This window comes from Streptomyces sp. NPDC048297, assembly GCF_043201585.1.
Lineage (GTDB): Bacteria > Actinomycetota > Actinomycetes > Streptomycetales > Streptomycetaceae > Streptomyces.
Genome location: NZ_JBICZA010000008.1, coordinates 47354 through 60055, shown reverse-complemented (window position 1 = coordinate 60055; position 12702 = coordinate 47354). Strand labels below are relative to the sequence as shown.

The window sequence follows — 12702 nt, the reverse complement described above, 5'->3', positions numbered from 1 at the left end:
ACCGACCCCTGGCCGAAACCGATCGCCCTGATAAGGGAGAATCGAGGCACTTGGTCATATCCACGGGGAGGAACCGTGTCCGGATTCGTAGAAAAGCCCGAGCCGATCCAGGTTCCGGGCCTGGTGCACCTGCACACCGGAAAGGTGCGCGAGCTGTACCAGAACGAGGCGGGCGACCTCGTGATGGTCGCCAGTGACCGTATGTCGGCCTACGACTGGGTGTTGCCCACGGAGATCCCCGACAAGGGCCGCGTTCTCACCCAGTTGTCCCTGTGGTGGTTCGACCAGCTCCGCGATCTCGCGCCCAACCATGTGATCAGCACCGAGCTGCCCGAGGGCGCTCCGGCCGACTGGGCGGGCCGCACGCTGATCTGCAAGTCCCTGCGGATGGTCCCGGTCGAGTGCGTGGCCCGCGGCTATCTCACCGGCTCCGGGCTGCTGGAGTACAACGAGTCCCGGACCGTGTGCGGCCTCGCCCTGCCCGAGGGTCTGGTCGACGGCTCCGAGCTGCCCGGCCCGATCTTCACCCCGGCCACCAAGGCCGAGGTCGGCGAGCACGACGAGAACGTCTCCTACGAGGAGGTCGCCCGCCAGGTCGGCGCCGAGACCGCCGCCCAGCTGCGTCAGGCCACCCTCGCCGTCTACGGCCGTGCCCGGGGCATCGCCCGGGACCGGGGCATCATCCTGGCGGACACCAAGTTCGAGTTCGGCTTCGAGGCAGACACCCTCGTCCTCGCGGACGAGGTCCTCACCCCGGACTCCTCCCGCTTCTGGCCGGCCGACCAGTGGGAGCCGGGCCGCGCGCAGTCGTCGTACGACAAGCAGTTCGTCCGCGACTGGCTGACCTCGGCCGAGTCCGGCTGGGACCGCAGGAGCGAGCAGCCGCCGCCGGCGCTGCCGCAGCAGGTCGTGGACGCGACGCGGCAGAAGTACGTGGAGGCCTACGAGCGCCTCACCGGCTTGAGCTGGTCGTAGCCCGGACACCGAAGAACCCGAACGCGAAAGGCCCCCGGTGGAAACCGGAGGCCTTTCGTCATGGAGCGGACGACGAGGCTCGAACTCGCGACCTCAACCTTGGCAAGGTTGCGCTCTACCAACTGAGCTACGTCCGCACTGCGCCGTGGCGCGAGAGCAACTATAGCAACCCCGCAGGGGTGCAACGAACCGCCGTGGAGTGGGACTGCCACGCGAGCCACTTGGGCACCACGCCCCGCCGATCGCCCCGGGGGTCGCAGACCCCGTCAGTGATCTCCCTCACGTGATCGCGTGATGCCGAGATCGCACGATGTCGTGACCGCGCGACGCCGCGATCGTGCGACGCCGCGATCGTGCGACACGGAACGAAAAAACCCCGGTCCGAAGACCGGGGTTTTCCTGGAGCGGACGACGAGGCTCGAACTCGCGACCTCAACCTTGGCAAGGTTGCGCTCTACCAACTGAGCTACGTCCGCACTGCCCCCGACCGGCTCCCACCGATCGGTGCGAGCACCAGCCTACCTGATCCACAAGAGTGGTCATGACGACCGGTGCCAGAGCGGGTGACAGGAATTGCACACTGCGCCTTCCCCCTGGAAGGGGGATGTTCTGCTACTGAACTACACCCGCACGGTCCGTGGGATCCGGCCTTCCGGCCTCGCCCCTCGGCGTGTCCCAGACATTAGCTGATCCGCAGGGGGGTAACGCAAGTCGGCTCCCCCGAGGCCGCGGGCCGGCTCTCCCGCGGCCGGGAACGAGGTCAAGTGAACGGCTCCCAGGGCCCGCTGACGGACCCTGAGGAGCTGCCCCTTCGCGGGCTCACTGGGCGGAGCTGAACGCCTCGTAGACCTTCTTCGGGATACGTCCGCGCGTCGGGACGTCCATCTTGTTGGCCTGGGCCCAGGCGCGGACGGCCGCCGGGTCGGGCGCGACCTCCGTCTGCTTGTACGCCTTGCCGGACCGCGACCGCTTGCGGCCGGCCTCCACGTAGGGCGCGAGCGCCTTGCGCAGTTTCTTGGCGTTGGTTTCGTTCAGGTCGATCTCGTACGACTTGCCGTCCAGCGCGAAGGCGATCGTTTCCGCCGCTTCCGAGCCGTCGATGTCGTCAAAGAGAGTGACCACGACCTTTTGCGCCACGAATATCGGTCCCTTCGTGCGGCACGTCGATACAGCTCACGGCGATGACGTGCCGAGTATCGGCTATTGCCAATTCATTTGTACAGTGCCCGGCATTGCATTGTGAAGCCCGACTAAATCCGTCCGCGTGTCCGGGTGCAATAGATGTCGTGGACGAACCGTAGAACTTTCCCAGAACTTTTCACGGTGATCCGCGTTCGACACCCGATCGTGATGCGCCTCACGTAGTTTCCTCCAACTCTACTCGCGTAGAAATTTTGTGCGGGTAGTCTGAAGGAACCTGCTCAGCACCACACACCGGGAGTGCCAGTGGCACGCGTCGTAGTCGACGTCATGCTCAAGCCGGAGATCCTCGACCCCCAGGGCCAGGCGGTCCAGCGTGCGCTGCCGCGTCTGGGTTTCGAAGGGATCTCGGACGTCCGTCAGGGAAAGCGTTTCGAACTGGAAGTTGACGGGCCGGTCGACGAGGCCGCCCTCGCCCGCATCCGCGATCTTGCGGAATCCTTCCTCGCCAACACCGTGATCGAGGACTTCATCGTCAAGGTGGAAGACCCCGCGGAAGTCGCGGAGGCGGCCAAGTGACCGCTCGTATTGGCGTCGTCACTTTCCCGGGAAGTCTCGACGACCGGGACACCCAGCGCGCGATCCGTCTCGCGGGCGCCGAACCCGTCGCCCTGTGGCACAAGGACAAGGACCTCAAGCAGGTCGACGCCGTGGTGCTGCCCGGCGGTTTCTCCTACGGCGACTATCTGCGGGCCGGTGCCATCTCCCGGTTCTCGCCGGTGATGGAGACCGTCATCGCGCAGGCGAAGGCCGGCCTGCCGGTCCTCGGTATCTGCAACGGATTCCAGGTCCTCACCGAGGCCCACCTCCTTCCGGGTGGCATGCTCGGCAACGACCACCTCCACTTCATCTGCCGCGACCAGAAGCTGCGGGTGGAGAACGCGGGGACGGCCTGGACCGGCGACTACCGCCAGGGCCAGGAGATCCACATTCCGCTGAAGAACATGGACGGCCGGTACGTCGCCGACGAGTACACGCTCGACAAGCTGGAGGCGGAGGGCCGGGTCGTCTTCCGCTACGTGGACTTCAACCCGAACGGCTCGCTGCGGGACATCGCCGGCATCACCAACGAGGCCGGGAACGTCGTCGGTCTCATGCCGCACCCCGAGCACGCCGTCGAGCCGCTGATCGGCACCGGCCGCACCGACGGCCTCCCGTTCTTCACCTCGATCCTCAAGAAGCTGGTCAACGCATGAGCCGCACGCCCTCCCGTCTCCCACCACCGCCCTCAACGGAGGCCCTTCGGGCCGCCCCCAGGATTCTGGACACGGTCGAGCACGCGGCCGCGACCCCCGACGTCGCGCTGCCCTGGGCCGAACTCGGTCTGAAGAAGGACGAGTACGAGCGCGTGGTGGAGATCCTCGGCCGCCGCCCGACCGGCGCCGAACTCGCCATGTACTCGGTCATGTGGTCCGAGCACTGCTCGTACAAGTCCTCCAAGGTGCACCTGCGCCAGTTCGGTGAGAAGGCGCCCCAGTCGGACGCCATGCTCGTCGGTATCGGCGAGAACGCCGGTGTGGTGGACGTCGGCCAGGGTTACGCCGTGACCTTCAAGGTCGAGTCGCACAACCACCCGTCCTACGTCGAGCCCTACCAGGGCGCGGCCACGGGCGTCGGCGGCATCGTCCGCGACATCATCGCGATGGGCGCCCGCCCGGTGGCGGTCGTGGACCCGCTGCGCTTCGGCGCGGCCGACCACCCCGACACCAAGCGCGTGCTGCCCGGCGTCGTCGCCGGCATCGGCGGCTACGGCAACTGCCTGGGCCTGCCCAACATCGGCGGCGAGGTCGTCTTCGACTCCTGCTACCAGGGCAACCCGCTGGTCAACGCCGGTGCCATCGGCGTCATGAAGCACGAGGACATCCACCTCGCGAAGGCCTCGGGCGCCGGCAACAAGGTCATCCTGTACGGGGCCCGGACCGGCGGCGACGGCATCGGCGGCGCCTCGATCCTCGCCTCGGAGACCTTCGACGACGCGAAGCCCTCGAAGCGTCCGGCCGTCCAGGTCGGCGACCCCTTCCAGGAGAAGCTCCTCATCGAGTGCACCCTGGAGGCCTTCAAGGAGAAGCTCGTCGTCGGCATCCAGGACCTGGGTGCGGCGGGCCTGTCGTGCGCGACGAGCGAGCTGGCGTCCAACGGCTCCGGCGGCATGAGCGTGACCCTGGACGACGTCCCGCTGCGCGACTCGACGCTCTCGCCCGAGGAGATCCTCATGAGCGAGTCGCAGGAGCGCATGTGCGCCGTGGTCGAGCCGGAGAAGGTCGGCCGCTTCCTGGAGATCTGCGAGAAGTGGGACGTCATCGCCACCGTCATCGGTGAGGTGACCGACGGCGACCGCCTTGAGATCTTCTGGCACGGCGAGAAGATCGTGGACGTCGACCCGCGCACGGTCGCGCACGACGGCCCGGTCTACGAGCGCCCGTACGCGCGCCCGGACTGGCAGGACGCCCTCCAGGCCGACGACGCGAACAAGCTGCCGCGCCCGGCGACGAGCGAGGAGCTGAAGGACCAGGTCCTGAAGCTGGTGTCCTCCCCGAACCAGGCCTCCAAGAAGTGGATCACGTCCCAGTACGACCACTTCGTGCAGGGCAACACCGTCCTCGCCCAGCCCGAGGACTCCGGCATGATCCGTGTCGACGAGGAGAGCGGCCTCGGCGTCGCGATCGCGACGGACGGCAACGGCCGCTACGCCAAGCTGGACCCGTACACGGGCGCCCAGCTGGCCCTGGCCGAGGCCTACCGGAACGTGGCGACCACGGGTGCGAAGCCCCTCGCCGTCTCGGACTGCCTGAACTTCGGCTCCCCCGAGGACCCGGCGGTGATGTGGCAGTTCGCGGAGGCCGTGCGCGGTCTCGCGGACGGCTGCCTGCAGCTCGGCACCCCGGTGACCGGCGGCAACGTCTCCCTCTACAACCAGACGGGCGAGGCGGCCATCCACCCCACCCCGGTCGTCGCGGTCCTGGGTGTCATCGACGACGTCGCCCGCCGCACGCCGGTCGCCTTCCAGGAGGAGGGCCAGCTGCTCTACCTCCTCGGCGACACCCGTGAGGAGTTCGGCGGCTCGGCCTGGTCCCAGGTCGTCCACGACCACCTCGGCGGTCTGCCTCCGCAGGTCGACCTGGAGCGTGAGCGGCTGCTGGGCGACATCCTGATCTCCGCCTCCCGCGACGGCATGATCGACTCCGCGCACGACCTGTCCGACGGCGGTCTGGTCCAGGCGGTCGTCGAGTCGGCGCTGCTCGGCGGCAAGGGCGCCCGCCTGGTCGTCCCCGACGGCCTGGACGCCTTCACCTTCCTCTTCTCCGAGTCGGCCGGCCGCGCGGTCGTCGCCGTGCCGCGCTCCGAAGAGGTCCGCTTCAACGACATGTGCGGTGCGCGGGGCCTGCCCGTCACCCGCATCGGTGTCGTGGACGGCGACTCGGTCGAGATCCAGGGCGAGTTCAGCCTGTCGCTGGCCGAGCTGCGCGAGGCCCACGAGGGCACGATCCCGGCGCTGCTGGCGTAAGCGACCAGTACGACGCGAGGGCCCGCCCGGTGACATCCGGGCGGGCCCTTCGCGCGTGTCGACCTCCGGCCCACCCCTCCAGGCCTGCGTCCGGGACCGGGGTTTCACACCGTGGCCGCCTCCCGGACCGGCGGTTCGGCCTGTGCCGGGCCGGGCTTCGGCAGGCGCAGGGCCAGCAGCAGGCACAGCACCATCACCGCGGCGCCGCACAGGAACACCGTGTCCATGGCGGAGACGAACGCGCTCACGCCCTGGGCGCGGGCCGGGCCGTGCAGGGCGGCGAGGGAGCCGACGTCGCCGGGGCCGTCGTAGAGGCGGTCGATGAGGGTGCCGAAGAGGGCGGCGCCGAGGGCGGTGCCGAGGGTCTGGAAGAAGCGGATGGCGGTGGTGGCGACGCCGAGCTGCTCGCGGGGCGCGGCCTGCTGGACGAGCAGGATCAGCTGGCCGAGGAGCTGGCCGAAGCCGAGGCCGACGAGCAGGAGCGCGGCGCGCAGCTGCCAGAACGAGGTGCCGGTGCCGGTGGTGGCGAGGAGCAGGAAGGCGGCCGTCGTGACGGTGGCCCCGCTGATCACGAACGTCCGCTCGGTCCAGCCGCGTGCCGTGAGCCGGCCGGTGACGACACCGATGGCCGTGATGCCGGCCGCCATCGGGATCAGGAACATCCCGGCGGAGGAGCTGGCGACGCCCCGGGCGACCTGGAGGTAGACCAGGACGTAGTAGATGGCGCCGGTCATGGCCACGCCCATCAGGCCCTGGAGGGCGAAGCCGAGGCGCAGTTCGGGGACGCGGAACAGCGCGGGCGGCAGGATCGGTTCCGCGGCGGTGGCCTGCCGGCGCAGGAACAGGGCGAGCGTGGCGAGGCAGGCCAGGGTCAGGCCGAGGATCTGCGGGGAGGTCCAGGCGTACTGGCTGCCGCCCCACTGGGTCACCAGCAGCAGGGTGCTGGAGAAGGCGGCGGCGAGGGCCGCGCCGGGGAAGTCGATCGCGCGGGTGAGGGTGGTGCGCGGAAGCCTGATGACGACGGCGGCGGTGGCGAGGGCGGCGAGGCCGAGGGGCAGGTTGATGAAGAAGGCCCAGCGCCAGCTCGCGTGGTCGGCGAGGAAGCCGCCGAGCCACGGCCCCACGGCCATACCGCCGCCGGCGAGGATCCCGCCGGTGCCCGCGCTCTTGTTCCTCTTCTCGCCGGGCCCGCTGAGCTGGGCGATCACGACCATCGTGACGCTCATCAGGCCGCCCGCGCCGATGCCCTGGACGGCCCGGGAGGCGATCAGCCAGCCGAGGGTGGGGGGCCGCCCCGCACAGCGCCGAGCCGGTGAGGAAGGTGCCGAGCGCGCCGAGGAAGACGGGCTTGGCGCCGAGGACGTCGCACAGCCCGCCGTAGAGCGGGAGCATCGCGGCCGACCCCAGCGAGAACGCGGCGATCAGCCACGGGATCTTGCCGATGCCGTGGCCGGGATCGAGGTCCCGGACGATCGGGACGGTCGCCGCGGACACGATCTGGAGGTCCAGGACGGCCAGGACGATCGTCACGAGGCAGGCGAGGAAGCCGAGTTTGCGCTGAGTCGCGGTCATGGCATCACCATGGCGGGAAAACATGTACTGAGTCAATCTTTCATCTCAGGCTAAGGTTCATCCAGGCCTAAAATTCATCGCGGTAAGGTGTTCGCATGGCTGAACCGATGGGGCTGCGCGAGCGCAAGAAGCTGCAGACGGCGAGCCGGATCTACCGGGTCGCGATCGGGCTGTTCGCCGAGCGGGGCTTCGACCAGGTCTCCGTGCAGGAGATCGCCGACGCCGCCGAGGTCTCCAAGATGACCGTCTTCAACTACTTCGGCACCAAGGAGGACCTGGTCTTCCGGCCGCTGGAGGAGCACTTCGGCGACGCGGCCCGCGCGGTGCGCGAGCGGCAGCCGGGGGAGTCGGCCGTGGACGCCGTACGCCGGCAGTTCCTGGAGATGGTGGAAGGCCGTGACCCCTCGGTCGGGCTCTACCCCGAGCCGTTCGTCGGTCAGGTGCGCCAACTCGTCCAGGAGACCCCGGTGCTGATGGAGCGTGCCTTCCTCGCCGCGCAGAAGGGCACCCGGGAACTGGCCGCGCTGCTGGCCGCCGACACCGGCGACCGCATGCTCGCCACGGTCGCCGCGGCCTCCCTCAGCGCCGCCCGCAACGCCCTCGTCGAGGAGAACCACCGCCGTGTCGGCGAGGGCGAGGACCCCGACCGGGTCGCCGCCGACGCCGCCGAGCGGGCCCGGTCCGCCTTCGGCCTGGTGGAGAACGGCCTGAAGGGCTTCGCGGTCAGGGCATAGGCTCACGGCCATGCCTCCGGCCAAGAAGCGCGCCCGCAGTTACGACCCCGCCCGGACCCGTGCCGCGGTCCTCGCCCAGCTCGGCAACGTGCGGGAGGCCGTGCGCGGCCTCGGCCCCGGGCAACTGGCCCTGCCGACCCGGCTCGGCGCGTGGACGGTGCGGGAACTGGTCGCGCACATCGGCATGGCCGTCACCGCCGTTCACCGGGCCGTGGACCTGCCGGCCCCGCTCAAGGCCGACGTGACGGTCGTCCAGTGGCCCTTCGCCACCTCCGCCAACTCCGCCGCCATCGACGACTTCACCCGCACCCTGGCCGCCGAACGGACCGACCTCGACGCCTACCTCGCCGATGTCGAGCGCACCCTGCGCGAGCTGCTCGACACGCATCCGGGCACCCGGCTGCTGCGGACCAGCGCCGGCGCGATGTCCCTGGACGACTACCTGGTCACCCGGACCGTCGAACTCGTCGTCCACACCGACGACCTCAACGCGGCCGTGCCCGGTCTCGAAGCGCCCTGCGACCGGCAGGCGCTGGCCGCCGCCACCCGGCTGCTCGCCGACGCCCTCGCCGTGAAGGCGCCCGGCGCCTCCACCGAGGTGCGGGTGCCGCCGTTCGCGGTCGTGCAGTGCGTCGAGGGGCCCCGGCACACCCGCGGCACCCCGCCCAACGTCGTGGAGACCGACCCGCTGACCTGGATCCGGCTCGCCACCGGCCGTCTGGCCTGGGCGGACGCCCTCCAGTCGGCGAGGGTCAGCGCCGGCGGGGAGCGGGCGGACATCGGCGGACTGCTGCCGGTCATGTCCTGACGGGCGTCGGCAGGCAGCCGTCAGTCTGCTGGAACCGGTCGCGCGGGTTTGATGGAACCGGTCGCGCGGGTTGATGGAACCGGTCGCGCGGACGGGCCGTCGAATGCGTATGAACCGGTACAAGCAGCGTACGAATCTGGTGGCGGCGGGCGTGCTCGTGCCGCTCGTGCTGGCCTGTGGCGGTGCGGCGGCGGAGAGTGGGGCCATGAGTGAGCAGCGGCCCCGGCAGGCCGTGACCGGGATCGACTGGCGTGTCGACGGCCTCACCGCCGGCGGCGAGTCCCTGCGCGCGCCCGCCGTCGCGCGTCTGCGCATCGGCGAGGACGGCAAGGCGGGCGGCAACCTCGGCTGCAACCACTTCAGCGCCGACGCCACCGTGCGCGGCGACCGGATCACGATCGGGAACGTCCGCACGACCAGGATGGCCTGCGCCGAACCCCGCATGACCTTCGAGCGGGCCCTCGCCCGCGCCCTCACCACCGGCACCCTCACCGCACGCGCCGACGACGGGAAACTGACCCTCACCAACGGCGACGGAGACCGGGTCCTGCTGAGCCGCGACGCCCCCGAATGATGTGCGACGCCTCACTCGCACACGGGGTGAAGAGCCCCCCGACCCCACCCCCACAGCCGCCCCAAAGCACCGAACCTCCCCGAGACGTAGCCGCTGACCTGCGAAAACGCGGAAACCGACAAGGTGATCACCAAGGCGGGCGGCGTGCGGGCCGCACATCCCCAATTCGGACCAGTGGTCGACCTCGCCTACACTCGGTGGCGTGCCACGTGGTGACGGTCGACTCAATCACGATCTGCTTCCCGGCGAAAAAGGCCCCCAGGACGCTTGCGGCGTCTTCGGTGTCTGGGCTCCTGGTGAAGAGGTCGCAAAGCTCACGTACTTCGGGCTCTACGCCCTCCAGCATCGAGGCCAGGAATCCGCGGGTATCGCGGTCAGCAACGGCTCTCAGATCCTCGTCTTCAAGGACATGGGCCTCGTGTCCCAGGTCTTCGACGAGACCTCCCTCGGTTCCCTCCAGGGTCATATCGCGGTCGGACACGCCCGCTACTCGACCACCGGCGCCTCCGTGTGGGAGAACGCCCAGCCGACGTTCCGCGCCACCGCGCACGGCTCGATCGCGCTCGGCCACAACGGAAACCTGGTCAACACGGCCGAACTCGCCGAGATGGTCGCCAAGCTCCCCAAGGACGGCAACGGCCGCTCCACCCGGGTCGCGGCCACCAACGACACCGACCTGCTCACGGCCCTGCTGGCCGCCCAGGTCGACGAGGACGGCAAGCCGCTGACCATCGAGGAGGCCGCCCACACGGTCCTCCCGCAGGTCAAGGGCGCCTTCTCCCTCGTCTTCATGGACGAGCACACCCTCTACGCCGGCCGTGACCCGCAGGGCATCCGCCCGCTGGTCCTCGGCCGCCTGGAGCGCGGCTGGGTCGTCGCCTCCGAGTCCGCCGCCCTGGACATCTGCGGCGCCAGCTTCGTGCGGGAGATCGAGCCCGGCGAGTTCGTCGCCATCGACGAGAAGGGCCTGCGCACCTCCCGGTTCGCGGAAGCGAAGCCCAAGGGCTGTGTCTTCGAGTACGTGTACCTGGCCCGCCCGGACACCGACATCGCCGGCCGGAACGTGTACCTCTCCCGCGTGGAGATGGGCCGCCGGCTCGCCAAGGAAGCCCCGGTCGACGCCGACCTGGTCATAGCGACCCCGGAGTCCGGCACCCCGGCCGCCGTCGGCTACGCGGAGGCCTCCGGCATCCCCTTCGGTGCCGGTCTGGTGAAGAACGCCTATGTCGGGCGCACCTTCATCCAGCCCTCGCAGACCATCCGCCAGCTCGGTATCCGGCTCAAGCTGAACCCGCTGAAGGAAGTCATCAAGGGCAAGCGCCTGGTCGTCGTGGACGACTCGATCGTGCGCGGCAACACCCAGCGGGCCCTGGTGCGCATGCTGCGCGAGGCGGGCGCCGCCGAGGTCCACATCCGGATCTCCTCGCCGCCCGTGAAGTGGCCCTGCTTCTTCGGCATCGACTTCGCCACCCGCGCGGAGCTGATCGCCAACGGCATGAGCATCGACGAGATCGGCACCTCGCTGGGCGCCGACTCCCTGGCCTACATCTCCATCGACGGCATGATCGACGCGACCACCATCGCCAAGCCGAACCTGTGCCGCGCCTGCTTCGACGGCGAGTACCCGATGGAGTTGCCGGACCCCGAGCTGCTCGGCAAGCAGCTCCTGGAGACCGAGCTGGCCGCAGGGCCCGCCGCCACGGCCGCGGCCGACGCGATCCGTCGCCCGTAAGCCTCGTAGAAACCAACCCGAAAGATCCCAGGCAATGTCTGAGACTGCTGTTCCCGGTGCTTCCTACGCGGCTGCCGGAGTCGACATCGAGGCGGGCGACCGCGCCGTCGAGCTGATGAAGGAGTGGGTGAAGAAGACCCGGCGCCCCGAGGTCCTCGGTGGCCTCGGCGGCTTCGCCGGCCTCTTCGACGCCTCCGCCCTCAAGCGCTTCGAGCGCCCGCTGCTCGCCTCCGCCACCGACGGCGTCGGTACGAAGGTCGACGTCGCGCGCCAGATGGGCGTGTACGACACCATCGGCCACGACCTGGTCGCCATGGTCATGGACGACATCGTGGTGTGCGGCGCCGAGCCGCTGTTCATGACCGACTACATCTGCGTCGGCAAGGTCCACCCCGAGCGGATCGCCGCGATCGTCAAGGGCATCGCGGAGGGCTGTGTGCTCGCCGGGTGCGCGCTGGTGGGCGGCGAGACGGCCGAGCACCCGGGGCTGCTGGGCGCGGACGACTTCGACGTCGCCGGCGCCGGTACGGGCGTCGTGGAGGCCGACCGGCTGCTGGGCGCGGATCTTATCCGTACGGGTGACGCGGTGATCGCCATGGCGTCCTCCGGGCTTCACTCGAACGGGTACTCCCTGGTCCGCCACGTCCTGCTGAACACGGCGGGCCTGGCCCTGGAGACGCAGATCGCGGAACTCGGCCGCACCCTCGGCGAGGAGCTGCTGGAGCCCACCAAGATCTACTCGCTGGACTGCCTGGCGCTGACCCGCACCACCGACGTGCACGCGTTCAGCCACATCACCGGCGGCGGACTCGCGGCCAACCTGGCCCGGGTCGTCCCCGACGGGCTGCACGCCACCGTGGACCGCTCCACCTGGACCCCGGGCGCGATCTTCGACCTGGTCGGCAGGACCGGGAACGTCGAGCGCCTGGAGCTGGAGAAGACCCTGAACATGGGCGTCGGCATGATGGCGGTCGTCCCGCAGGAGTCCGTCGAGGTGGCCCTGGCCACGCTGGCCGACCGCGGGGTCGAGGCGTGGGTCGCGGGCGAGATCACCGAGCGGGGCGACAAGGAGAGCGGCGCCGAGCTGGTCGGGACGTACGCGATCTAGACCCGGTCCAGCGGCGGTGCGGCCCGACCTGCGGGTAGCACAGAAGCCGGTCGGTGGCGATGCCACCGACCGGACAGGTGCTCAAAGCGAGGTCAAGCGCCGCGACGGTGCTGTGAGGGACCCTCGTCCTCATCCTCGTCGTCGTCCTCATAGAGGTCGGCGTACCGAGAGTAGAGATCGTCCTCGTCGCTCTCGTCGTCCTCGAACGGCTCGCCGTTCGGCGGCTGGCTCGAAGTCGGGTTCGACGTCGATGCGCCCAGCTCGTTGGCCAGACGCGACAGGTCAGTCCCGCCGCTGTTGTACTTCAGCTGGCGGGCGACCTTTGTCTGCTTGGCCTTGGCCCGGCCGCGCCCCATGGCTCGACCCCCTCGGTGACGGGGCTCGACGGCCCCAGAGTCTGACACGCGTTCATGATCGGAACGGACCCTCCGCGGAGAGGCCGGTCCGTAGGGCTTCCACGGTACCTGAGCCCGCGCCCATACGGTACGTCGCCC

13 protein-coding genes and 3 tRNA genes are annotated in these 12702 nt (G+C 69.9%); 10 read left to right on the top strand and 6 right to left on the bottom strand.

Features of this window, described 5'->3' with window-relative positions; all coding sequences use genetic code 11:
- Positions 1-75: 75 nt before the first annotated feature.
- The gene (locus ACGFYV_RS10965; protein ID WP_393878053.1) at positions 76-975 is read left to right on the top strand and encodes a phosphoribosylaminoimidazolesuccinocarboxamide synthase; all 900 of its coding nucleotides are present in this window, start codon (positions 76-78) and stop codon (positions 973-975) included.
- Between the two features lie 61 nt (positions 976-1036).
- Here ACGFYV_RS10965 and ACGFYV_RS10960 read toward each other — a convergent pair.
- From ACGFYV_RS10960 to ACGFYV_RS10945, 4 genes are all read right to left on the bottom strand, one after another.
- Positions 1037-1112, bottom strand: a tRNA-Gly gene (locus ACGFYV_RS10960).
- Positions 1113-1375: 263 nt separating this feature from the next.
- Positions 1376-1451 (bottom strand) — tRNA-Gly (locus tag ACGFYV_RS10955).
- Positions 1452-1533: 82 nt separating this feature from the next.
- A tRNA-Gly gene (locus tag ACGFYV_RS10950) sits at positions 1534-1605 on the bottom strand.
- Positions 1606-1794: 189 nt separating this feature from the next.
- Complete coding sequence (locus tag ACGFYV_RS10945) at positions 1795-2112, bottom strand: Lsr2 family protein (RefSeq protein WP_393878052.1); 318 nt, start codon at positions 2110-2112, stop codon at positions 1795-1797.
- 309 nt (positions 2113-2421) lie between these two features.
- Between ACGFYV_RS10945 and purS the strand changes: the two genes are divergently transcribed.
- From purS to purL, 3 genes are read left to right on the top strand one after another with little or no spacing between them, the layout of a single operon-like run.
- A complete protein-coding gene (gene purS, locus ACGFYV_RS10940) occupies positions 2422-2694 on the top strand; it encodes a phosphoribosylformylglycinamidine synthase subunit PurS (protein WP_393878051.1) in 273 nt (90 codons plus the stop codon).
- Positions 2691-3371, top strand: coding sequence for a phosphoribosylformylglycinamidine synthase subunit PurQ (gene purQ / locus ACGFYV_RS10935; RefSeq protein WP_393878050.1), 681 nt, complete (start codon positions 2691-2693; stop codon positions 3369-3371). Before purS ends, purQ begins: the two co-directional genes overlap by 4 nt.
- A complete protein-coding gene (gene purL, locus ACGFYV_RS10930) occupies positions 3368-5680 on the top strand; it encodes a phosphoribosylformylglycinamidine synthase subunit PurL (RefSeq protein ID WP_393878049.1) in 2313 nt (770 codons plus the stop codon). Before purQ ends, purL begins: the two co-directional genes overlap by 4 nt.
- Positions 5681-5784: 104 nt before the next feature.
- Here the strand turns inward: purL and ACGFYV_RS10925 are convergent, their stop codons facing one another.
- Positions 5785-6906 carry an MFS transporter gene (locus ACGFYV_RS10925; protein ID WP_393878048.1) on the bottom strand — a complete coding sequence of 374 codons (1122 nt, stop codon included), beginning with the start codon at positions 6904-6906 and terminating at the stop codon, positions 5785-5787.
- Here ACGFYV_RS10925 and ACGFYV_RS10920 point away from each other — a divergent pair.
- The 6 genes from ACGFYV_RS10920 to purM all read left to right on the top strand — a co-directional run bounded on the left by ACGFYV_RS10920 (position 6896) and on the right by purM (position 12208).
- Positions 6896-7306: a hypothetical protein gene (locus ACGFYV_RS10920; protein WP_393878047.1), complete on the top strand. Its 411-nt coding sequence runs from the start codon at positions 6896-6898 to the stop codon at positions 7304-7306. The two genes, ACGFYV_RS10925 and ACGFYV_RS10920, sit on opposite strands and share 11 nt — an antisense overlap.
- 41 nt (positions 7307-7347) lie before the next feature.
- Positions 7348-7986 carry a TetR/AcrR family transcriptional regulator gene (locus ACGFYV_RS10915; RefSeq protein ID WP_393878046.1) on the top strand — a complete coding sequence of 213 codons (639 nt, stop codon included), beginning with the start codon at positions 7348-7350 and terminating at the stop codon, positions 7984-7986.
- A gap of 10 nt (positions 7987-7996) precedes the next feature.
- Positions 7997-8794, top strand: coding sequence for a sterol carrier family protein (locus ACGFYV_RS10910; RefSeq protein WP_393878045.1), 798 nt, complete (start codon positions 7997-7999; stop codon positions 8792-8794).
- A gap of 205 nt (positions 8795-8999) precedes the next feature.
- The gene (locus tag ACGFYV_RS10905; RefSeq protein WP_393878044.1) at positions 9000-9368 is read left to right on the top strand and encodes an META domain-containing protein; all 369 of its coding nucleotides are present in this window, start codon (positions 9000-9002) and stop codon (positions 9366-9368) included.
- A 202-nt stretch (positions 9369-9570) separates the two neighbouring features.
- Positions 9571-11100, top strand: a complete 1530-nt coding sequence (purF, locus tag ACGFYV_RS10900) for an amidophosphoribosyltransferase (protein ID WP_393878043.1) — start codon at positions 9571-9573, stop codon at positions 11098-11100.
- A 34-nt stretch (positions 11101-11134) separates the two neighbouring features.
- Positions 11135-12208 (top strand): phosphoribosylformylglycinamidine cyclo-ligase, encoded by a 1074-nt coding sequence (gene purM, locus ACGFYV_RS10895; protein ID WP_393878042.1) that lies wholly within the window; start codon positions 11135-11137, stop codon positions 12206-12208.
- 92 nt (positions 12209-12300) lie between these two features.
- On the opposite strand, the gene ACGFYV_RS10890 is transcribed toward purM, so the two are convergent.
- Entirely contained in the window at positions 12301-12564 is a 264-nt protein-coding gene (locus tag ACGFYV_RS10890) for a DUF3073 domain-containing protein (RefSeq protein ID WP_393878041.1), read from the bottom strand.
- Positions 12565-12702: the final 138 nt, after the last annotated feature.